This is a genomic window from Agilicoccus flavus, assembly GCF_014857905.1.
GTDB classification, from domain to species: domain Bacteria; phylum Actinomycetota; class Actinomycetes; order Actinomycetales; family Dermatophilaceae; genus Agilicoccus; species Agilicoccus flavus.
Map to the genome: position 1 here is coordinate 291196 of NZ_JACYXE010000002.1, position 22458 is coordinate 313653.

General features: G+C 73.1%; 16 protein-coding genes. 12 read left to right on the forward strand and 4 right to left on the reverse strand.

The window, feature by feature from the left end:
* Positions 1–158: 158 nt before the first annotated feature.
* Complete coding sequence (gene ftsY / locus ICW24_RS04800) at positions 159–1370, forward strand: signal recognition particle-docking protein FtsY (RefSeq protein ID WP_372360493.1); 1212 nt, start codon at positions 159–161, stop codon at positions 1368–1370.
* Between the two features lie 112 nt (positions 1371–1482).
* On the opposite strand, the gene ICW24_RS04805 is transcribed toward ftsY, so the two are convergent.
* On the reverse strand, positions 1483–3066 hold the full coding sequence (locus tag ICW24_RS04805) for a lipopolysaccharide biosynthesis protein (protein ID WP_226344577.1): 1584 nt from the start codon (positions 3064–3066) through the stop codon (positions 1483–1485).
* A 104-nt stretch (positions 3067–3170) separates the two neighbouring features.
* Between ICW24_RS04805 and ICW24_RS04810 the strand changes: the two genes are divergently transcribed.
* Positions 3171–4463 carry a glycosyltransferase family 4 protein gene (locus ICW24_RS04810; RefSeq protein WP_226344578.1) on the forward strand — a complete coding sequence of 431 codons (1293 nt, stop codon included), beginning with the start codon at positions 3171–3173 and terminating at the stop codon, positions 4461–4463.
* An 83-nt stretch (positions 4464–4546) separates the two neighbouring features.
* Here ICW24_RS04810 and ICW24_RS04815 read toward each other — a convergent pair whose 3' ends face one another.
* Positions 4547–5443: an oxygenase MpaB family protein gene (locus ICW24_RS04815; protein WP_226344579.1), complete on the reverse strand. Its 897-nt coding sequence runs from the start codon at positions 5441–5443 to the stop codon at positions 4547–4549.
* Positions 5444–5762: 319 nt separating this feature from the next.
* Here ICW24_RS04815 and ICW24_RS04820 point away from each other — a divergent pair, with 319 nt between their 5' ends.
* The 7 genes from ICW24_RS04820 (at position 5763) to ICW24_RS04850 (ending at position 15738) form a co-directional block, all read left to right on the forward strand.
* Positions 5763–7145, forward strand: a complete 1383-nt coding sequence (locus tag ICW24_RS04820) for an ammonium transporter (protein WP_226344580.1) — start codon at positions 5763–5765, stop codon at positions 7143–7145.
* Positions 7142–7480: a P-II family nitrogen regulator gene (locus tag ICW24_RS04825; RefSeq protein WP_226344581.1), complete on the forward strand. Its 339-nt coding sequence runs from the start codon at positions 7142–7144 to the stop codon at positions 7478–7480. The genes ICW24_RS04820 and ICW24_RS04825 overlap by 4 nt, the downstream gene beginning before the upstream one ends.
* Before the next feature lie 135 nt (positions 7481–7615).
* The gene (locus ICW24_RS04830) at positions 7616–10225 is read left to right on the forward strand and encodes a [protein-PII] uridylyltransferase (RefSeq protein WP_226344582.1); all 2610 of its coding nucleotides are present in this window, start codon (positions 7616–7618) and stop codon (positions 10223–10225) included.
* A gap of 87 nt (positions 10226–10312) precedes the next feature.
* Positions 10313–11524: an ROK family transcriptional regulator gene (locus tag ICW24_RS04835; protein WP_307781290.1), complete on the forward strand. Its 1212-nt coding sequence runs from the start codon at positions 10313–10315 to the stop codon at positions 11522–11524.
* Positions 11525–11649: 125 nt separating this feature from the next.
* The gene (gene mmsA, locus ICW24_RS04840; protein ID WP_226344584.1) at positions 11650–13242 is read left to right on the forward strand and encodes a multiple monosaccharide ABC transporter ATP-binding protein; all 1593 of its coding nucleotides are present in this window, start codon (positions 11650–11652) and stop codon (positions 13240–13242) included.
* Positions 13243–13279: 37 nt separating this feature from the next.
* Positions 13280–14560 carry a multiple monosaccharide ABC transporter permease gene (gene mmsB, locus ICW24_RS04845; protein WP_226344585.1) on the forward strand — a complete coding sequence of 427 codons (1281 nt, stop codon included), beginning with the start codon at positions 13280–13282 and terminating at the stop codon, positions 14558–14560.
* 50 nt (positions 14561–14610) lie between these two features.
* Positions 14611–15738, forward strand: coding sequence for a substrate-binding domain-containing protein (locus ICW24_RS04850; protein WP_226344586.1), 1128 nt, complete (start codon positions 14611–14613; stop codon positions 15736–15738).
* A gap of 85 nt (positions 15739–15823) precedes the next feature.
* On the opposite strand, the gene ICW24_RS04855 is transcribed toward ICW24_RS04850, so the two are convergent.
* Positions 15824–16276 carry a hypothetical protein gene (locus tag ICW24_RS04855; RefSeq protein WP_226344587.1) on the reverse strand — a complete coding sequence of 151 codons (453 nt, stop codon included), beginning with the start codon at positions 16274–16276 and terminating at the stop codon, positions 15824–15826.
* A 239-nt stretch (positions 16277–16515) separates the two neighbouring features.
* Between ICW24_RS04855 and ICW24_RS04860 the strand changes: the two genes are divergently transcribed.
* Positions 16516–18774, forward strand: a complete 2259-nt coding sequence (locus ICW24_RS04860) for a glycoside hydrolase family 3 N-terminal domain-containing protein (RefSeq protein ID WP_226344588.1) — start codon at positions 16516–16518, stop codon at positions 18772–18774.
* Positions 18775–18870: 96 nt separating this feature from the next.
* Here the strand turns inward: ICW24_RS04860 and ICW24_RS04865 are convergent, their stop codons facing one another.
* Complete coding sequence (locus ICW24_RS04865; protein WP_226344589.1) at positions 18871–19884, reverse strand: LacI family DNA-binding transcriptional regulator; 1014 nt, start codon at positions 19882–19884, stop codon at positions 18871–18873.
* A gap of 261 nt (positions 19885–20145) precedes the next feature.
* Between ICW24_RS04865 and ICW24_RS04870 the strand changes: the two genes are divergently transcribed.
* Together ICW24_RS04870 and ICW24_RS04875 are read left to right on the forward strand one after the other, a co-directional pair.
* Entirely contained in the window at positions 20146–21477 is a 1332-nt protein-coding gene (locus ICW24_RS04870) for an extracellular solute-binding protein (protein WP_226344590.1), read from the forward strand.
* Positions 21478–21605: 128 nt separating this feature from the next.
* Positions 21606–22457 (forward strand): carbohydrate ABC transporter permease, encoded by an 852-nt coding sequence (locus tag ICW24_RS04875; protein ID WP_226344767.1) that lies wholly within the window; start codon positions 21606–21608, stop codon positions 22455–22457.
* The last annotated feature ends 1 nt before the right edge of the window (position 22458 follow it).

A 22458-nucleotide genomic window follows, 5' to 3' on the forward strand; every position in this document is an offset into this window, starting at 1 on the left:
GGCGGCGCTCACCCGAGAACTCGCCGCCGACCCCGCCGACCCGCACGGTCCCACTCGAGCGCCGCCCGGCGCCCCCCGCCCGCCTCCCTGGCCCTCCCCGGTGCCGAGCCCCGCCGGCCGGCGCCACCCACGGCCCACGACGTGAGGCGTTCCGGGCCATGGGTCAGGATGGGCGGGTGGACTTCATCACCGGCTTGTTCAACGACCTCGGCACGCTCCTGATCGTCATCGGCGTGCTCCTCGTCGCGGGGATCGGCGCCCTCGTCGGCCTCGTCCGGCCGGGCCGGCGACGCACCCGCGACCTGCGCGGCGGTTCTCGCCCCGGGGGTGTCGTCGGCGGCGACGAGCGCGGCAGACCGGGAGCCGGCGGCGGCGCGACCACCCTCGAGCGCGACGAACTCGCCGGGCGCGAGGACGTCGACGCGACGTCCACCCTCGAGCGACCCACCGGCGCCCGGGGCCGGCTGCAGCGCCTGCGGGCCCGGCTCGCCGGCAGCAACTCGGCGCTCGGCCAGGCGCTGCTCGCGCTCCTCGCGGGCGGTCGGCTCGACGACGAGGCCTGGGAGGACGTCGAGGACACGCTGCTCGCCTCCGACCTCGGCGTCGAGGCGAGCCAGGAACTCGTCGCCTCCCTCAAGCGGCGGGTCCAGGTCGAGGGCACGACCGACGAGGCCACCGTGCGCCGGTGGCTGCGCGAGGATCTCGTGCGGATCATCGACCCCGAGATGGACCGGCGCGTCAGCTCGCGCCGGATCGAGGGACGCCCCGCCGTCGTCCTCGTCGTCGGGGTCAACGGCACCGGCAAGACGACGACGGTGGGCAAGCTCGCCCGCGTCATGGTGGCCGAGGACCGCGACGTGCTCCTCGGGGCGGCCGACACGTTCCGCGCCGCCGCCGCCGATCAGCTCCAGACGTGGGGCGAGCGCGTCGGCGTCCCGACCGTGCGCTCCGACGTCGAGGGCGCCGACCCGGCCTCGGTCGCGTTCGAGACCGTCAAGGCCGGCCTCGAACAGGAGGTCGACGTCGTCATCATCGACACCGCGGGCCGCCTGCACAACAAGGCCAACCTCATGGGCGAGCTCTCCAAGATCAAGCGCGTCGTCGAGAAGCAGAGCCCCATCGACGAGGTCCTGCTCGTCCTCGACGCGACGACCGGGCAGAACGGCCTCGCGCAGGCCGCCGTGTTCGCCGAGGCCGTGAACATCACGGGCATCGTCCTCACCAAGCTCGACGGCACCGCGAAGGGCGGCATCGTCGTCGCCGTGCAGCGCAAGCTGGGCGTCCCGGTCAAGCTCGTCGGTCTGGGGGAGGGCCCGGACGACCTCGCCCCCTTCGACCCCGAGGCCTTCGTCGACGCGCTGCTGGACTGAGTTCGGGGGCCTCCGGCCCCCGCCACCCCCGCCACCCCCGGCCCCAGGTCCGAGGGGTGAGATGTCACGTCGGACCGGGCCCGAGCGGCGGGCCCCGGCCGGACGTGCGATCTCACGACGTGGCGGCCGCCGCCCGGCGCCGGCGGCGGAAGACGAGCCCGCCCCCGCCGAGCACCGTGAGCCCCGCCGCGGCGACGACGAGCACGGCCGGCCACGGTGGCAGGGCCGCACCCACCGCGTACACCGCCGCGTACAGGGCGGCCGCGGCCGCGATCGCGAGGAGCCAGCGCGCCCCGAGGCGCGGCAGCGGCGAGGAGCCCAGGACGCGCCGCGCGAGCAGCAGGTACAGCGGCGCGCAGACGAGGGGAGCGGCCGTGGACGCGAGGACGATGGCCGTGAGGTTCCCGCTCGTCGTCGCGACGCTCACCGCGACGAGGGTGACGACGAGCACGACTACGTGGAGCGCCGAGACGTGCAGCGGCGTGCCCCGCAGGTTGCCCACGAGGGCCGCGGGCTTGACGAGGGCGTCGGCGATCATGCCCAGGCCGACGACCGTGAGGGCCGGCGCGGCGAAGAGGAACGTCTCCCCGAGCCACGCGACGACGATGTCGGGCGCCAGCGCCGACACGACGACGGCGAGCCCGGTCCCCACGACGAGCGTCGCGCCCGCGCACGCCCGGACCCGCCCGGGCAGCTCCGGCGCGGGTGTCGAGGAGATCGCGTGGATGAAGGGGTTGGCGGTCCACGAGTCGACCATCCGCGCGCTGGAGTAGACGCGCATGACGGCTCCGAAGGCGGTGGCGGCCACCAGCCCCAGGCTTGTCCCGACGAGGAACAGCGGCGCCTGGAACGTGAGCAGCGACGCGAGGGAACCCACGAAGAGGCCGAGCGAGAGCCGCACGAGCCCGCGGGCGTGCTCGGCGAACCCGGCCGACCACGCCCGCGGCGACAGCGACGGGGCGCCGAACCGGCGGGCGACGGCGATCGAGCAGACGATCGGGCTCACGGCCGCGCCCGCGACCTCGGCGGCGACGACGCCGAGCAGCCCGGTGCCGGTCGCCGCGGCCAGTCCATATCCGGCGATGCGGACCCCGAGCCCGGCGAAGGTCGCCTTGCGCTCGATGTCCTGGCGGTCCTGCGCCCACAGGACGGCGTTCGTGCCGCGGGCCGCGACGGCGAGGGCGAGGGCGAGGGCGCCGGCGACGACGACGTACCGGGCGGTGCCCGCGTCGTCGGTCGCGCCGGGGACGGTGCGCAGGTAGAGCGGGACGAGCACGAGGTAGGCGAGCACCAGGACGGCGGCGAGGACGGCGAACAGGCCGACGGCCACGCCGACGAACCGCCGCAGCTCCCCGCGGTCGGCGCCGCCGCGGGCGAGGGCACCCATGCGGCGCACGATGCCGTCGCCGATGCCGAAGTCGGTCATGACGAGCAGCTGCGTCGCCCCGAAGGCGAGCACCCAGAGGCCGTAGGCCCTGGCGCCCGCGAGTTGCACGGCGACGGGGTAGAGGAGGACGAGACCGACGATCCCGGCGAGCCCCGACGCGTAGTTCCAGGCGACGTTGCGCGAGAATCGACGACGGGCCTCCGGATCACGCGCGGCATCACCTGCGGGGGCCGGTGGCGATGTCGGAGTAGTGGGTTCGGGGCCCTGTCCCGGACCCGCCCCCGGTGTCGACTCGGGGCTTGACGCCATCGACCCTCCTCGTGCGATTGGTGGCCCACCCCACACGTGGCTAGGGTGAGTCGTCCTCCAGGCCCCGATCTCGTCGGGGCCGCGCCCCCCGATCGAAGGTGAGCATGCGCGTCGTCTTCCTGTCCGCCGCACGCCAGGTGTGGGGCGCCGAGGTGAGCCTACTGACCCTCGCGCAGGCCCTCTCCGCCGGAGGCGTGCGCACCGCGGTGGTCTGCCCACCCGGCGAGCTCGCGCGTCGGGCCCCGGGTGCCGGCGTGTCCCAGGTGCGACCCGCTGGGGTCTCGGCGGAGGGCGAGCTGGGCCGGGTGCGCGAGGCCTGGCAGCTGTGGAGCACCTACGCCAAGGACGCGAAGGCCGGCGACCGGCTCGTCGTGTTCAGCTACTACCTGCTGGGCCTCGCCCCGGTGTTCGCGCCGCTGCTGCGCCGCCGCGGGGTGCGGATCGGGCTCGACTTCCACGACACCCTCACCTCCCGCAAGGCCCGCTGGGCCGTGGGGGCGGGCAGCCTCGCCTGCGACCGGGTCATCGCGTGCAGCGCCTTCACGGCCGGTCAGCTCGCCCATCACCCCGGTGTGGCGCACCTGCACCGGCCCGTCGTCGAGCGGACGACCCCGACGCGCTCCGCCGCGCCGATCGGCGCCGGCGTCGACGCGCTCCCGACGGGCGCCCCGGTCGCGGTGGCATCGCTCGAGCGGGACCGCCGGGGCACCGAGGCCGAGCCCGTCGGGGGTGCGGTCGCGACCCATGCCCCGCCCCGCGCGCCGCACTCCACCCCCCGGCCCCGACCGGGTGACCCGGGCGAGGTCGCGACCTGCAGCGAGCGCGACAGGCGCCCGGGCGGGGGCCGCGCCCCGGCCGCCGAGGCCCGGCGCGAACCGGGTCGGTTCCGGGTCGGCATCATCGGCCGGATCAGCCCCGAGAAGCGGCACGAGCTGCTCATCGACGCGGTCGACCGCCTCGGCGGCGACGCCGACCTCGTCGTCCGAGGTGGCGACGACGGCTGGGCCGGGGACTATCCGACCCGCCTGCTGCGGGCGGGGCACGACCGGCTGGGGCAGCGGTTCCGGATGGAGGGCCGCGTCGCGCCCGAGCGGGCGATGGCCGAGCTCGACGTCGTCGTCGTCGGCAACCCGGCCGAGCCGATGGGTCGCACGGTGCTCGAGGCCGCCGACCGCGGCGTGGTGGCCGTCGTCCCCGACTCCGGCGGTGCGAGCGAGCTCGTCGAGGAGGGGGTCAGCGGCTTCGTCTACCGCCACGACGACCCGGCCGACCTGGCGCGCGTCCTCGACCGGGTTCGGCGCGAGCCCGCCCTCGTCTCGGACATGGTCTCGGTCGCGCAGTCCCGCATCCCGCGGCCGGCGCAGTACGCCCGGGACTACCTGCGTCTCCTGGGCTGACCGGCCTCGGCGCAGGCTCGGACCCTATCCAGACCGGACCAGACCAGCCAGACCAGAGCCGGCGACCGCCGCCGGCCCGCGGCTCAGGCGTCCACGGGCGGTCGCGCGCGGCGGTCGGTGGCGACGCTCGGATCCGACAGTGCCCACCCCACCACGCCGGCCGAGATCCGGCCGAGCGGGCGGCCGAGCAGCGGATCGGCGCCCGGGACGACGGGGATGTCGAGCATGCGGCGGGCCCAGTCCGGCAGGTCGGCGAGCGCCCCGGCCGCGAGCATCGCGTAGCCCACCCGCGCGGCCGGCGGCAGCGGCGGGTGCAGGAGGAGGAACCGGGCCGCCTCCTTCGCGGCCTCGCTCGCGCGCAGCTCGGGTCGGTAGGCCGCCAGCTCCTCGCGCAGACCCGCCACCGTCGTCGGCGGATCGATCACCCCGAGCAGCGAGGCCGCCCGCCCCGCCTGCTCGACGTAGACGTCGCACTCGTGCGGGGTCAGCCGGCGGGAGGGGGCGACGTAGGCCTGGTACGTCGACAGGAAGCTGTCGGCCTCGGCGAGATGCACCCAGCGCAGGAGGTGCGGGTCGTCGGCGCGGTAGGGCCGACCGTCGTCGGCCCGCCCCCGCACCCGGGCGTGGATCGCGCGGACCCGGCCGATGGCGGCGTTCGCGTCGTCGACCGTCCCGAACGTCGTCGTCGCGAGGTAGTGGCTCGTGCGCTGCAGTCGGCCCCACGGGTCGGACTTGTAGCCCGAGTGCCCGGCGACCCCCGCCATGGCGAGCGGGTGGAGCGACTGCAGGAGCAGGGCCCGGATGCCGCCGACGAACATCGTCGCGTCGGCGTGCACGCGCCAGACGACGTCGTCGGGGGTGAACCAGCGGGGGCCCGACCGGCCCCAGATGACGGCGGCGGCCGCGTCCGCGTCGTCACCCGCCACCCGCGACCGCAGGGCGTGGGCGAGGGTCGAGCGGGCCACGGTGAGAACGGACATACCCCTCAGTGTCACAGCCCGGCGGCGCGCAGGGGGTGGGCACCGGGCCCGACGGGCGGGCCCAGCGAGATCGGTGCCGGCGTCCAGCACCGTCCCAGCCCGGCTCCCTAGTGTCGTGGGCGTGAGGGAGCAAGGGGACGAAGGCCCCGGTCGCCGCGAGGTGGCCGGGGCCTTCCTCTGTCCCGGACCGCCCGTGGTCGACCGAGCCGGCCGAGCCGGTCGCCCCGCGTAACACGACGTTCACACGGGCCCGCCCGCGTTGACGGGGCCGTAACGTCGAGCGCGCGGACCCGAAACGCGCGCGGCGGATCGTCGTGGCATGGAGATCAACAGCGGCGACACCGCCTGGCTGCTCATCAGCGCTGCGCTGGTGATGCTCATGACGCCGGGCCTGGCCTTCTTCTACGGAGGAATGGTCCGGGCCAAGAGCGTCCTCAACATGATGATGATGAGCTTCGGCACGATGGGGACCATCGGCGTCATCTGGGTCCTGTGGGGCTATGGTCTCGCCTTCGGCGACAGCGTGGGCGGCCTCGTCGGCAACCCGTCCGGGCTGTTCGGGCTCTCGAGCCTGCTCGGCGACGACGCCGTGGCCGCCGACACCCCCGTCCTTGCGTTCGTCGCCTTCCAGGCGATGTTCGCCATCATCGCCACGGCCCTCATCTCGGGCGCCATCGCCGACCGGGCGAAGTTCAGCACGTGGCTGATCTTCACGGTCGTCTGGGGCACCCTCGTCTACTTCCCCATCGCGCACTGGGTGTTCGCGTTCGACGCGACCGACGACTCGGGCGCGGTGACCACCCACGGCGGCTGGATCGCCAACGGCCTCAAGGCGATCGACTTCGCGGGCGGCACGGCGATCCACATCAACGCCGGCGCGGCCGCCCTCGCGCTCGTGTTCGTCCTCGGCAACCGCCACGGCTTCGGCAAGGAGCCGATGCGCCCGCACAACCTCACCCTCGTCATGCTCGGCGCCGCGCTGCTGTGGTTCGGGTGGTTCGGCTTCAACGCCGGCTCGGCCCTGCACGCCGACGGCGTCGCCGCGATCGCGTTCGTCAACACCCTCGCCGCGACCGCGGCCGCGATCCTCGGCTGGCTGTTCGTCGAGCGGATCCGCGACGGCCACTTCACGTCGCTCGGGGCCGCCTCCGGCATCGTCGCGGGCCTCGTCGGGATCACCCCGGCCGCCAACTCGGTCACCCCCGTCGGCGCCGTCGTCCTCGGCGTGCTCGGCGGCATGGCCTGCTCCTACGCGGTCAGCCTGAAGAACCGGTTCGGCTACGACGACTCGCTCGACGTCGTCGGCGTCCACCTCGTCGGCGGTCTCGTCGGCACGCTGCTCGTGGGTGTCCTCGCCTCGTCCGCGGCGCCCGCCGGCGTCGACGGACTCCTCTACGGGGGCGGTTTCGACCAGCTGTGGCGCCAGGCCGTCGGGGCGTTCGCGGTCCTCGTCGTCTCGTTCGTCGCCACGTGGATCATCGGGTTCGTCCTGCACAAGACCATCGGGTTCCGCGTCGACCACGACGACGAGCTCGAGGGCGTCGACCTCACGCTGCACGCCGAGAGCGCGTACGAGCTGCTCGCCTCGCGGGGCGCCCGCTCCGTCGCCGCCGCTCGGGCCCACTCCGCCGCCCAGGCGGGGGACCGGCACGACACCAGCGCCGCCCAGACCCCCGCCACCAGCCAGGAGACCGCCCGATGAAGCTCGTCACCGCCATCATCAAGCCCTTCAAGATCGACGACGTCCGCACCGCCCTCGAGGCGTTCGACGTGGCCGGCATGACCGTCAGCGAGGCGAGCGGCTTCGGCCGCCAGCGCGGGCACAGCGAGGTCTACCGCGGCGCGGAGTACACCGTCGACACCGTGCCGAAGGCGCGGCTCGAGGTCCTCGTCGACGACGCGGACGCCGCCGACGTGGTGGAGGTCGTCGTCACCTCGGCCCGCACCGGCAAGATCGGCGACGGCAAGGTGTGGACCACCCCCGTCGACGACGTCGTCCGCGTCCGCACCGGCGAACGCGGACCACAGGCCCTCTGACCACCCAGGGGCGCCGGCGCCCGACGCGCCGGCGCCCCGCAGTCTTCTCCCCGGAGACCTTTCCTTCGCCGAGTCTGTCGAGCCCGCCGACCCTGTTCCGGTCTGCGACGGAGCGCGCGTGATGCAGGAGTGCCCATGACGATCCGGACGACCCGCGCCACCCCCCGCCTCGGCCGGGGGACCACGCCGGCGGGGCCGAGCGGCCCGGCCGACACCCCGGCCTCCACCCCCGCCGCCACCACGGCCGCCACGCCGATCGGGGCGGATCCCCTCGATGGTGAACCCGCGTCGGCCCTGCAGGATCTCGGCCGCCGCCGGGTGGAGGCGGCCGGCCTGCACGACCTGGCCCGCCCGGGCGCCGGCAGCCGCAGGCGCGCCGCGCTCACCGAACTGACGACCCGCGCCCTGCAGCGCGCGTGGACCGGCTGCGGGGCTCCCGCCGACGGGGTCGCGCTCGCCGCGGTCGGCAGCCTCGCGCGCGGCGACGGTGGACCCATGTCGGACCTCGACCTCATCCTGCTCCACGACGGGCGCCTGCCCGACGAGCGGCTCGGCGAGCTCGCCGAGCGGCTCTGGTACCCGCTGTGGGACTCCGGGGTGCGTCTCGACCACAGCGTCCGGACCGTCGCCGAGTGCCGCGCCGTCGCGCGGGAGGACCTCGTCGCGGCCGTCGGCCTGCTCGACCTGCGCCACCTCGCGGGCGATCCCGTGCTCGTCGCCGGCGCCCGCCCGAGCCTGGCGCGCGACTGGCGGGCCGACGCCCGCACCCGCCTGCCCGAGCTCGTCTCGGCCGTGGGGGAGCGGCACACCCGCCACGGCGAGCTCGCCGACCTCCTCGAGCCCGACCTCAAGGAGGCCCGCGGTGGGCTGCGCGACCTGACGATCGTCTCGGCCCTCACGGCCGCGTGGCTCGCCGACGCGCCCCGCGGTGCCGTCGACGCCGCGCGCGAACGACTGCTCGACGTGCGTGACGCCCTGCACCTCGCCACGGGCCGCGGCCGGGAACGCCTCGTCGCCCAGGACCGTGACGCCGTCGCGGCGCTGCTCGGGTACTCCGGTGGCGACGACCTGCTGCGCGACGTGGCGGAGTCCGGGCGGGCCGCCGCCGACGCCCTCGACGCGACGCTGCGGCGCGCCGGGCAGGCTCAGCGCGCGCGGGCGCTGCGGGTCGGGCCGCGGCGGCCGGCGCTGACCCCCCTCGGCCACGGACTGTCCGAGCACGACGGCGAGATCGTGCTCGGGGCCCGGACCGATCCCGCGGCCGACCCGCTCCTGGCGCTGCGGGCCGCCCGCGCGTCCGCCCGCACCGGGCTGCCCCTCTCACCCGCGACGACCCACAACCTGGCCACCCAGGTGCCGAAGCTGCCCCGGCCCTGGCCACCGGCGGCCCGCGACCTGCTCGGCGACGTCCTCGCGGCGGGGGAGGGCCTCGCGACCACGTGGGAGAGCCTCACGCTCGCCGGCGTCGTGGAGGCGTGGATCCCCGCCTGGTCCGGGATCCGCAGCCGCCCGCAGCACAACCCGGTGCACCGGCACACCGTCGACCGGCACAGCGTCCAGACCGCGATCGCCACGCGGCCGCTGCTCGCCGACGTCCGCCGCCCCGACCTGCTCGTCCTCGCCGCGCTGCTGCACGACGTCGGCAAGGCCTACGGGACCGACGACCACGCCCTGCTCGGAGCCGAGCCCGCCCGGGAGTCGGCGCTGGCGCTCGGCTTCGACGCCGCGGACGCCGACGTCGTCGCGTTGCTCGTGGCCGAGCACCTGACGCTCGTCGACCTCGCCACCCGCCGCGACCCGGACGACCCGCGGACCGTGGACCTGCTGTGCGAGGCCGTCCGGCACGACCCCGACGTGCTCGAGCTGCTCCGGGCGCTCACCGAGGCGGACGCGCGCGCCGCCGGGCCCGCGGCCTGGTCGACGTGGCGGGCGCGTCTCGTCGACGAGCTCACCGGCGCCGCCCGCGCCTGCCTCGAGGCCTCCCTCGTGGCGGGGGGCGAGGCGGCGGCCGCGACGGGCGGATCGGGCGCCGCGACCGCCGGACGGGCGGGAGATGCCGCGGACGCGGGCGGGACGCCGGCGCTGACGGCTCCCTCGGTGCGCATCCCGCCGGAGCGGGAGGCGCGGTGGGTCGACGCCCCCGAGCACGCGCGGGCGGCCGCCCGCGCGACCGGGGCCGTCGTGACCGTCGAGCAGCGGGAGAGCGGGTTCCTCGTCGAGGTCGTCGCCCGCGACCGGCTCGGCCTCTTCGCCGACACGGCCGGCCTGCTCGCGGCGGGCGGTCTCGGCGTGCGGAGGGCGCAGCTCACGACCCTGCACGGGCTGGCCGTCGACCGCTGGTACGTCGAGTCGCCGACCGGCACCGCCCCGGACCCGCGGGCGCTCGAGCGCTCCCTCGCCCGGCTCGCCGCGGGCGACCGACGCGGCCTCGCCCCCCTCGCCCGTCGGGCCCGCGCCGCCACGTCGGGCGCGGTCGGGGCGCCCGCGCCACGGGCGCTGCTCGTGCCCGGCGCGAGCGAGGACGCCACCGTGCTCGAGCTGCGAGCCCCCGACCGTCCCGGCCTGCTGCACGACGTGGGGCGGGCCCTCGTCGACGCCGGCGTGAGCGTCCGCAGCGCCCACGTCGCGACGTCGTGCGGACAGGCCGTCGACACCGTCTACGTCACCGACCCCGCGGGGGGCCCGCTCGGACCCGCCCAGGTGGCCCGGGTCGTCGCGGCGCTCATGGACGCCGCCGCCGGGTGAGCCCGGGGCCTCGACCACCGTCCGTCCCGCCCGGGCGTTTACGTTCATTTGTTGACGTCAAGGTGGGGGCGCGCGGATGATGTGCCCGTGACCCGACGCAGCGTCTCGACGCCCGCCGCGCGCGGCAGCGGCTCCCAGCACGCGCTGCGCGCCGCGAACGTGCGCCGGATCGAGCAGGCCCTGCGGGCGACGGGGGCGATGACCCAGAGCGCCCTCGCCCGGACCACCGGCCTGTCGAACGCGACCGTCTCCAACCTGGTGCGGGTCATGGTCGACGAGCAGCTCGTCACGACGTCGGCGACGACGAGCTCGGGCCGGCGCGCCGTGCTCGTGCAGCTCGCCGGGGGGTCGCGACGCAAGGTCGCCGTCGGGATCGACATCGGCCGCGGTCACCTGCGTCTGGTCGTCGTCACCCCGGCCCGGGAGGTCCTCGCCGACGTCGAGCGCACCCTCGAGCCCGGCCACCGGGCGCAGGACACCGTCGCGATCGCGGCGGCCGTGCTCGGCGACGTCCTCGGCGATCTCGGCATCGACCGCGCCGACGTGCTCGGGTGCGGGGTGGGGATCCCCGCGCCGATCGACCGGCACACCGGCCGCACCTCCCACGGCGCCGTGCTGCCCGAGTGGAGCGGGTACCCCCTTCGGGAGCAGCTCGCCGCCGGACTCGGGGTGCCGGTCGAGGTCGAGAACGACGCCAACCTCGGCGCGCTCGCCGAGCTGACCTGGGGCGGCCACGGCGACGTCACCGACCTCGTCTTCGTCAAGGTCGCCTCGGGGATCGGGGCCGGTCTCATCGTCGGGGGCCGGCTGCACCGGGGGCGCGACGGCAAGACCGGCGAGATCGGGCACACGACGATCCTCGAGTACGGGCCGGTGTGCCGGTGCGGCGGCCGCGGTTGTCTCGAGGCCATCGCCTCGGGCCAGGCCATGCTCGCGTTGTGGCAGGCCAGCCGCCCGACGCAGCCCGCGACCGCGGAGTCCCTGGTCCGGCACGCCCGGGCCGGTGACCCGACCGCCGTCCGGATCGTCGAGGACGCCGGCCTCGCCCTCGGTCGGGTGCTGGGCGGGGTGGTCAACCTCCTCAACCCCCAGCTCGTCGTCGTCTCCGGTCCGGTGACCGGGGCGGGCGAGCTGCTCGTCGACAGCGTCGCCGCGGGCCTGAGCCGCTTCACCTCGCCGGTGGTCGCCGGTCCCACGCGGGTCACCACCTCCGCCCTGAAGGGCTCCGCGGAGGCCCTCGGCGGGTGCGCCCTCGTCCTGCGTGGCGCCGGCGACGACGCCTGGGCCTCGGTCGGCTGACCGTTCGGGTCACGCTCGGGTCACGGTCCCGCTTCACTGCTTGACAGCAAGCGTGTGGGGCACGTTCACTGCTTGTGCTCACGTCGCGCCGAAGTCGCCGTCACGTCCGAAGGAGAACCCCACCTATGTCCGCTGCGCCCGCCCTGCTCGAGATGCGGCAGATCACCAAGGAGTTCCCCGGCGTCAAGGCCCTCTCCGACGTCAGCCTCACGGTGCGACGGGGCGAGGTGCACGCGATCTGCGGGGAGAACGGCGCCGGGAAGTCCACCCTGATGAAGGTGCTCTCGGGGGTCTACCCGCACGGCACCTACGACGGCGACATCGTCTTCGAGGGGGAGATCGTCCAATTCAAGGACATCCGCGCCTCCGAGAGGGCCGGGATCGTCATCATCCACCAGGAGCTCGCGCTCATCCCCGAGCTGTCGATCGCGGAGAACATCTTCCTCGGCAACGAGCGGGCCCGTGGGGGAAGGATCGACTGGGTCGGAACGAATCGCCGGGCCATCGAGCTGCTGCGTCACGTGGGTCTGCGCGAGGACCCGGAGACCCCGATCAAGACCATCGGCGTCGGCAAGCAGCAGCTCGTCGAGATCGCGAAGGCGCTCAACAAGGACGTCAAGCTGCTCATTCTCGACGAGCCGACCGCCGCGCTCAACGAGGAGGACTCGGCCCATCTTCTCGACCTGATCGAGGGGCTGCGCGAACGCGGCATCACGTCGATCATCATCTCGCACAAGCTCAATGAGATCGAGCGCATCGCCGACTCGGTGACGATCATCCGCGACGGCCGTTCGATCGAGACGCTCGACGTCGCGGCCGGTGGGGTGGACGAGGATCGGATCATCAAGGGCATGGTCGGGCGCTCGCTCGAGTCCCGTTTTCCCGAGCACACCCCCAGGCTGGGGGAGACGTTCTTCGAGGTGCAGGACTGGACGGTGGAGCATCCGCAGGTCGCGGGTCGCCTCGTCTGCAAGGGGTCCTCCTTCCACGTCCGCCGCGGCGAGATCGTCGGTTTCGCGGGGCTCATGGGCGCGGGGCGCACCGAGCTCATGCGCTCGATCTTCGGTCGCTCGTACGGGACGCTCCTCGGCGGCCGGATGATCCTCGACGGCCGTGAGGTGACGCTCAAGAACGTCAGCCAGGCCATCGACGCGGGCATCGGCTACGTCACCGAGGACCGCAAGGTGCTCGGGCTCAACCTCCTCGATGACATCAAGACGACCACCACCGCGGCTCGGCTGAAGAAGATCGCGAAGCACCTCGTCGTGGACCGCAACGCCGAGTTCGCGGCCGCCGACGGCTACCGTCGCTCGCTACGCACGAAGACGCCGTCGGTCGAGGAGGGGGTCGCCAAGCTCTCGGGCGGCAACCAGCAGAAGGTCGTCCTCGCGAAGTGGCTCTTCGCCGAGCCCGAGCTGCTCATCCTCGACGAACCGACCCGCGGCATCGACGTCGGCGCCAAGTACGAGATCTACGGGATCATCCAGCAGCTCGCCGACGCGGGAAAGGGCGTCATCGTCGTCTCCTCCGAGCTCCCCGAGCTGCTCGGGTTGTCGGACCGCATCTACACGATCTGCGAGGGCCGGATCACCGGGGAACTCGCCAAGCACGAGGCGACGCAGGAGAACCTCATGCGCCTCATGACGACCACGGGCTCGGCCGCAGGCCGCGCCGCCACGCCGGCCGCCGGGTCCACCGGTGCGACGGCCGCCCGCTGACCAGCCTCCGCGACGACAAGGACCCCGCGAACCCGCCATGAAACACCTCAAGGCCGTCTTCGGCAACGACACTCGCCAGTTCGGGATGATCTTCGCGCTCATCGCGCTCATCGTCTTCTTCCAGGTGCGGACGAACGGTCTGCTCCTCACGCCGACCAACGTCATCAACCTGTTCCAGGGCAACAGCTACATCCTCGTCCTTGCGATCGGAATGGTGCTCGTCATCATCGCCGGGCACATCGACCTCTCGGTGGGCTCGGTCGCCGCAGCCGTCGGCATCAGCGTGGCGATCGCGATGCGGGACTGGAGCCTCCCGTGGGGTCTCGCGATCCTCTTCGGGCTGCTGATCGGCGCGATCATCGGCGCGTGGCAGGGATTCTGGGTCGCCTACGTCGGCATCCCCGCGTTCATCGTCACCCTCGCCGGAATGCTCATCTTCCGCGGGCTCAACCAGAAGATCGGAGACTCGGACTCGATCCCCGTCCCGAACGGGTATCAGGTCATCGGTCGCGGTTACCTGCCCGAGTTCGGGCCGCTCACCGGGTACAACAACCTCACGCTGATCATCGGCCTCGCCCTCATCGCCGCGATCGTCACGGGCGCCCTGCGCACGCGGCGCAACCAGCGGAAGATCGGCGCGGACATGGCGCCCATGTGGACGGTCGTCGTGCGCCTCCTGCTCATCTGCGGCGCGATCCTCGCGGTGACCCTGCTGTTCGCGTCGGGACGGCGGGGCACGTCGTTCCCGGTCTCGGGTCTGATCCTCGGCGTCCTGGTGCTGATCTACAGCTTCGTGTCGTCCCGGACCGTGATCGGCCGGCACGTCTACGCGGTCGGTGGCAACAAGCACGCGGCCGAGCTGTCGGGTGTTAAAAGCAAGCAGATCAACTTCCTCGTCATGATGAACATGTCGATCCTCGCGGCACTGGCGGGGATGATGTTCGTCGCCCGCTCGACCGCCTCCGGTCCGTCGGACGGCGTCAACTGGGAGCTCGACGCGATCGCCGCCGTCTTCATCGGTGGCGCCGCGGTCAGCGGCGGCGTGGGCACGGTCGTCGGCTCGATCGTCGGAGGGCTCGTCATGGCCGTCCTCAACAACGGCATGCAGTTGCTGTCCGTGGGCGCGGACGACACGTCCATCATCAAGGGCCTCGTCCTGCTCCTCGCCGTCGCGTTCGACGTCTACAACAAGTCCCAAGGACGCCCGTCCCTCATCGGGCGGCTGACGTCGGGTCGCCGGGACCGACCGGCGGTCGAACAGCCTGCACCCGCCGACCCCGCCCGGAACATCTCCGAAACGGTCCACACCGAGGCCTGAGTGCCTGGCAGCACCGACGTTTTTCCCACCGAAGAGAAAGAAGCACCACCATGCGCAGAATCACGACCATCGCCGTCGCCGTGACGGCGGCGTCCGCCCTCGCCCTCGCCGGCTGCGGCCGCGCCGACGAGGGTGCCGCGAACACGGGCTCGGGCGGCGGGTCCACCGCCGGTTCCACCGGCGGCGGCACGGCGGGCTTCCCGGCCGACAGCCTCATCGGTGTCTCCCTCCCGCAGAAGACCTCGGAGAACTGGGTCCTCGCGGAGAACCTCTTCAAGACCGACCTGGCGGGCGCGGGCTTCAAGACCGACGTGCAGTTCGCCAACAACGGTGTCGCCGAGCAGCAGAACATCGTGCAGTCGATGGTGACCAAGGGGGCCAAGGTCATCGTCATCGGCCCCATCGACCCGGCGCAGCTCGGTACGCAGCTGCAGGCCGCCAAGGACGCCGGCGCGACCGTCATCTCCTACGACCGCCTGCTGTCCAACTCCCCGAACGTCGACTACTTCGCGGCGTACGACAACGTCAAGGTCGGTGAGCTGCAGGGCCAGGCGCTGCTCGACGGGCTGAAGGCCAAGAAGCCGAACGGTCCCTACAACATCGAGATCTTCGCGGGCGCGCCGATCGACGGGAACGCCACGTCGTTCTACGACGGCGCGATGAAGGTCCTCAAGCCGAAGATCGACGACGGCACCCTCAAGGTCGTCTCGGGCCAGACCGGGTTCAAGCAGGCCGCCACCGCGGACTGGAAGGGCGAGAACGCGCAGAAGCGCATGGACACGCTACTCGCCGGGTCGTACACGAACGCGCAGCTCGACGGCGTCCTGTCGCCCAACGACACGATCGCCCGCGCGATCCTCACCTCGGTCAAGCAGGCCGGCAAGCCGATCCCCGTCGTGACGGGTCAGGACTCCGAGGTCGAGTCGGTCAAGTCGATCGTCGCCGGGGAGCAGTACTCGACGATCAACAAGGACACGCGCAAGCTGGTCAAGGCGACGGTCCAGATGGTCAAGGATCTGCAGGCCGGTAAGCAGCCGCAGGTCACCGACACGTCCTCGTACAACAACGGGACCAAGGTCGTCCCGGCCTTGCTCCTGCCCCCGATGATCGTCACGAAGGCCAACGTCAAGGAGGCCTACGCGGACGACCCGACCCTGAGCAAGCTCACGAACGGCTGATCCTCGCCACCCCCGAACGGGCCCCGGTCGACGACCGGGGCCCGTTCGACGTGCCGGCCGAGGGGCCGTTGTCCTCGCGTGACCGTCAGGCCCGGCACCAGCTCAGGACGTCGAGCGTCGCTGCGGCCCCGTTGGCCGCCTTGACGCCCTTGCCCTTCGTCGTGAGGACGATGACACCGTTGCCGACCACCGCGACGACGCAGCCGAGCCCCGCCGTCAGCTTGGCCATGCCCTGGGGGTCGGCCGGTGTCCCAGCCGAGGTCCACGGCGTGGATGACACGAGGTTCCCGTGGATGAACTTCTGGAGATACGAGCCCTTGCAGGTGTTCAACCGCTCGCCCGGCCGCAGGAAGTACGACTGACCGGTCCCGTGAATGCACTGGTAGTAGTACGTGCCCGCCGGGTCGGAGGCTCCGGCGGCCGACGCCCGTTGCGGGGCGAGAGCGAGGACGCCGACGGCGAGCAGGACGACGACGATCGACGTGAGGGCTCGGGTCAGTGATCGGGCCGTGAGAGCGGGGCGGAGGGTGACCGGCATAGGGAGCCTCCTCGGATGAGCGGGGCGCCGCCTCGGTCGTCCGGGCGGGGGCGCCACGTTACGCACGCCCGTCGATCGACGGGGTGGGAGCAGCGGTCCTCTGTGGATACGGACGACCCGGCGCTGGACCGAGGACGTCCCCGGCCGCAGCCGGTCGCGGCCCGGGGAACTGTGGAAGGGTGGCGAGACCGACCCATCGACCGACGTCTGCGGACGTCCGCCACGTCCGGAGGACACCGATGACAGCCAGCTCCGAGCGCATCGAGGCGCTCATCGCCGACATGACCCCCGAAGAGAAGGCGGGGCAGCTCACCCAGTTCTTCTACTTCGGGGACGCGGCCGGTGCGGCCGAGGCCGAGAACATGGGCGGGGCCGACGATCTCGCGAGCCAGCCGCGGATGGTGGAGGAGCAGCTGGGCCGGGGCCTCGTCGGGTCGCTGCTCTTCGTCCGGGACGCGCCGGGCATCAACCGGCTCCAGCGCATGACGATCGAGGGCAACCGGCACGGCATCCCCGCGATCTTCGGCTTCGACGTCATCCACGGCCTGCGCACGATCCTGCCCGTGCCCATCGCCCTCGCGGCGTCCTGGGACCCGGACACGATCGAGCGCGGCCAGGCGGTCGCCGCCGCCGAGGCCCGGGCCGTCGGGCTGCACTGGACCTTCGCCCCGATGGTCGACATCGCGCGCGACCCGCGGTGGGGTCGCATCATCGAGGGCGCCGGGGAGGACCCCTACCTCGGGGCGGCCGTCGCCGCCGCGCAGGTGCGCGGCTTCCAGGGCGCCGACCGGTCGGGGCTGCGCTCGCAGGACCGGATCATCGCCGGCCCCAAGCACTTCGCCGGGTACGGCTACTCCGCCGGCGGCCGCGACTACGACGAGGCCGAGATCTCGGACGCGACGCTGCGTAACGTCGTCCTCCCGCCGTTCAAGGCCGCGATCGACGCCGGGGCGGGCAACGTCATGACCGCCTACATGGACCTCAACGGGATCCCCGCGACGGGCAACGACTGGCTCTTCCGCGACGTGCTGCGCGGGGAGTGGGGCTTCGACGGCTTCGTCGTCAGCGACGCGATGGCCGTCCACAACCTCGGCACCCGCGGCTTCGCGCGCGACCTCACCGAGGCGGGCGCGCGGGCGCTGCACGCGGGATGCGACCTCGAGATGGCCATCCAGGACCCCTCGTACGGCCACCTCGTGGAGGCCCTCGACCGCGGCCTCGTCACGCAGGACGAGCTCGACGAGTCGGTCCGCCGCGTCCTGCGGGCCAAGGAGGCGCTCGGGCTGTTCGACGACCCGTACGTCGACGAGGAGCGCGCGGCCGCCGTCATCGCCGACCCGGCCCACCGGCAGGTCGCCCGCGAGGCCGCGGAACGCACCGCCGTCCTCCTGCGCAACGAGGGCTCGGTGCTGCCCCTCGACCCGGCGGGCACGAAGAACGTCGCCGTGCTCGGCGCGCTGGCGTCGTCGCGCCGCGACACCCTCGGCCCCTGGTGCTTCGACTTCGACCTGAACGAGACGGTGACCGTCCTCGACGGCATCCGGAACCGCCTGGAGGGCACCGGCGCCCGGGTGAGCTACGCGCCCGGCGTCGGCGCGAGCCTGAGGCAGACCGCGTCGATCTTCGACGTCTGGGGTGACAACATCCCGCTCGACCCCGACGACTTCGGCGACGCCGACGCCGAGCTGGATCGCGCCGCCGCGCTCGCCGCCGAGAGCGACGTGGCGATCGTCGTCGTCGGCGAGTGGCAGAACATGATCGGTGAGCAGGCGTCCCGGTCGACGCTCGACCTCCCCGGGCGCCAGCTCGAGCTCCTCCGGCGGGTCGTCGTGACCGGCACCCCGACCGTCGCGGTCCTCATGAACGGCCGGCCCCTCGACCTGCGCTGGGCGAGCGAGCACGTGCCCGCGATCCTCGACGTCTGGTACCCGGGCACGAGCGGCGGCGACGCCGTGGCCCGGCTCCTGTTCGGCGACGTCGTCCCGGCCGGACGGCTGCCGTTCACGTGGCCGCGCAGCGTCGGGCAGGTCCCGATCACCTACAGCCACGCGATCGGCCACGACCCGGCCCACCAGGCCGAGCGCTACTGGGACGAGGAGAGCACGCCGCTGTTCCCGTTCGGGTTCGGGCTGAGCTACGCGCAGTTCGCCTACGGGGAGGTCGAGCTCAGCGCGACCTCGATCACACCGGGGGAGAGCCTGTCCGCCTCGGTCGAGGTGCGCAACGTCTCGGACGTCGACGCCGACGAGGTCGTCCAGCTCTACGTCCACCAGCGGTGGGGGAGGAGCTCGCGGCCGGTGCGCCTGCTCAAGGGCTTCGCGCGGGCGCACGTTCCCGCGGGGGCCACGCAGCGGGTCGAGTTCACCGTCGGCCCCGACGAGCTGCGGTACTGGAACGCGGCGCTGCGCGACTGGGTGCTCGACCCCGCGGAGTACGTGCTCGGCATCGGCGGCGACTCGACGGTGCCGCTGACCGCCGAGTTCACGGTCTCGGACTGACCGGGGCGCGGCCGGCCGGTCGCGCACCGCGGGCCCGCCCCCTGCTCGGGGGTGGGCCCGCGTCGTCTCGTGGCCGCACGGGCCGGGGCCGGGCCGTCAGGGCGGAGGGGCGGTCGACGCGCGCTCGACGAGCCTCGTCGCCATCTCGACCGGGGGCGTGGCCGTTCGCGGGGCCCGGACGCGCTCGACCGCGACCCGGACGGCCAGGGCCCCCATGTCGGTGAGGGGCTGGCGCACGGTCGTCAGCGGGGGCGAGGCGGTGGGAGCCGCGTAGCTGTCGTCGAAGCCCACGAGGGAGAGATCGTCGGGCACCCGCAGCCCGAGCCGCCGGGCCACGTCGACGACCCCGAGCGCCACCGCGTCGCTGGCCGCGAAGACGGCGGTCGGCCGGTCGGGACCGGTGAGCAGGCCGACGAGCCGGTCGGCGTCCGCGGGGGAGAACGACCCGGCCACGACGAGCTCACCCTCGGCGGGCATCCCCGCCCGGTGGAGCGCGCTCCGGTATCCCGCCAGCCGCTCGTTCCCGGGGGTCGAGGCGGGCGGGGAGCCCAGGAAGACGATCCGGCGGTGGCCGAGGCGCAGCAGGTGTTCGGTCGCCTGGACCCCGCCGCGCCAGTTCGTCGCGCCGATGCTCATCGCGCCGAGGGGGGTGGGCGCCGCCGGGTCGACGAGGACGAGGGGAGCGCCGAGTCGCCGACAGGTCGCCACGTGCTGCGCCGAGACCGGCGTGGTGATGAAGACGAAGGCCTCGGCGCCCCGTGCGTGGGCCCGTTCGAGCCACGGCACGCCCCCCGGCACGGGCTCGCGCCGCACGCGGTGCCACGTCGAGAGCACGACGGCCGCGTCGAGCTCGGCCGCCTCGGTGACGAGGGCGTCGAGGATCGTGCTCGCGTAGTGGTTGTCGAGGGAGTCGAAGACCACGGAGACGGTCGTCGTCCCGGCCGGGCTCGCGGCGCCGCGGCCGCGCGCGTACCCGAGACGGCGCGCGACCTCCTCGACCCTCAGGCGGGTGGACTCGGAGATGTCGCCCCGGCGGTTGAGGGCCTTGGAGGCCGTCCCCTTCGAGACGCCGGCGGTCCGTGCCACCACCCCCAGCGTCACCTCGGCCATGGTTACCGAGCGTAACCGTCTCCGCACGGTTTCGAAACGTTGCGAGCCTGCTCGACCGACGAGGGCGCCTGCGCCACAGCGGCGGGGCGGGAGGGAGCGTCTCGACCCCCCGGTCGGCGCCGCGGCCGTTGCCGGATCGTGACCCGCGTGGGCCTGGGTGTGACCCGGCTCACGGGGTCACTGTTCCTTCAAGCGCGAAACATGTTCGAAACGTTTCGTGCCCAAGTCGGTGTCCCAGGTGGTCACAGAGAGGTGACAGCAATGATGCGTACCCGGATGGCGGTCGTCGGAGCAGTGACGGCGACGACCCTCGCCCTCGCCGCGTGTGGCGGCGGAGCCCAGCCCTCGGGCCCGGCCGGAGCGACCGGCGGCGGCGGTGGAGGTCAGGCCGGCGCGAACGGCTTCTCCGCGTGGGTGCTCACGGGCGCCACGCAGACGACGATGAAGAACTCGCTCGAGCAGTGGACCCAGGCCCACGCCGACGCCCCCGCGACCGCCGAGTACTTCGCCAACGACTCCTACAAGGAGAAGATCCGCACCGCCGTGGGGTCGGGGAACGCGCCGACGCTCATCTGGAGCTGGGCCGGCGGGACGCTCAAGGACTACGTGAAGAACAAGAACGTCGTCGACCTCACCGCCTCGACCAAGACGCTGCAGGACCGGATCGTGCCCTCCGTCATGGAGACCGGCAAGGTCGACGGCAAGGTGTACGCCGTCCCGAACAACAACGCCCAGCCCGTGCTCATGTACACGAACAAGGAGGTCCTGTCGAAGGCCGGCATCAACGCCGCCCCGAAGACCTACGCCGAGCTGCTCGACCAGGTGCAGAAGCTCAAGTCGGCCGGGGTCGACACGCCGATCGCCCTCGCGGGCCAGAGCCTGTGGCCCGAGCTCATGTGGATCGAGTACCTCGTGGACCGCCAGGCGGGCGACCAGCTCTTCAAGAAGATCGCCAACGGCGACCCGAGCGCGTGGGACGACCCGGCGATGATCGACGGCCTGACGAAGATCCAGGAGCTCGTCAAGGCGGGCGCCTTCGGCGACAAGTACGGGTCGGTCACCGCCGACTCGGGCGCCGACGCCGCCCTCATCCACACCGGCCGCTCGGCGATGATGCTCCAGGGCGCCTGGGTCTACGGCACCTTTCTCACCGACGCCCCCGACTTCGTCAAGGCGGGCAAGCTGGGCTGGGCGCCCTTCCCGACGATCGACGGCGGCAAGGGCGACCCGAGCAACGTCTACGGCAACCCGTCGAACTTCTGGTCCGTCTCCGCCTCCGCCACGCCGGCGCAGCAGCAGGCCGCCATCAAGTACCTCAACGAGGGCATGTTCAACGACAACTACCTCAACGACCTCGTCGCCGGCGGCATGGTCCCCGTGACGAGCGACGCGCAGAGCAAGTTCACGGGCGAGCAGAAGGAGTTCCTGACCTACGCCTTCGACATGACGAAGAACGCCAAGAACTTCCAGCTCTCGTGGGATCAGGCCCTCTCGCCCGCCCAGTCGCAGGCCATCCTGCAGAACCTGGGGCAGATCTTCCTCAACCAGATCACGCCCCAGCAGTTCGTCAGCGCGGTGAAGGCCGTCAAGTGAGCACCTCGACCCACGGGGCCGGCGCGTCGGCGCCGGCCCCCGCGGCCGAGCGGGTCGACCCCACCGCGTCCTGGCGGGGCTCTCGGCCCCGCGGCGGGCGCAACGGGGTCGGCACCCCGGGTCCGTCGGTGTGGCTCGCGGTCCCGGCGCTGCTGTTCTTCGCGTTCTTCGCCATCATCCCGCTGCTCGGCGTGGTCGTCCTGTCGTTCATGCAGTGGGACGGACTCGGCACGCCGGTGTTCATCGGGGCCGACAACTGGATCCGGGTCCTCGCCGATCCCGTCGCGCAGAACGGCCTCAAGCTCACCCTGCTGCTGACGGTGGCGACCCTGGCCATCCAGATGCCCATCTCGATCCTGCTCGGGGTGTTCATGGCCGGGACGCAGAAGTACCGGGCCTTCCTCTCGGTCCTGTACTTCCTGCCGCTGCTGTTCTCGGCCGCCGCCGTCGGTATCGCCTTCAAGGCGCTCATGGACCCCAACTTCGGCCTGGGACGCGCCTTCGGCCTCGACTGGCTCAACAAGGACTGGCTCGGTCGACCCGGCCTGGCGATGCCGGCCCTGCTCTTCGTCATCTGCTGGTGCTTCATCCCCTTCCACAGCCTGCTGTACCAGGGGGCGGCCCGGCAGATCCCGGTCACGCTCTACGAGGCCGCGAAGATCGACGGTGCCGGGCGGATCTCCACGTTCTTCCACATCACGCTCCCACAGCTGCGGAACACGATCATCACGTCGAGCACGCTGCAGATCGTGGGCACGCTGACCTCGTTCGACCTCATCTTCATCATGACCGGCGGCGGGCCCGGCGACGCGACGCGCGTCATGCCCCTCGACATGTACCTGCGCGGGTTCCGGGCGTACGACATGGGCGCCGCGAGCGTCGTCGGCGTCGTCATCGCGGTCCTCGGTCTGCTCATCTCCTTCCTGCTCAACACGTTGTCGGGGAACACGAAGATGGACTCCCAGATGGAAGGGGCGTGAC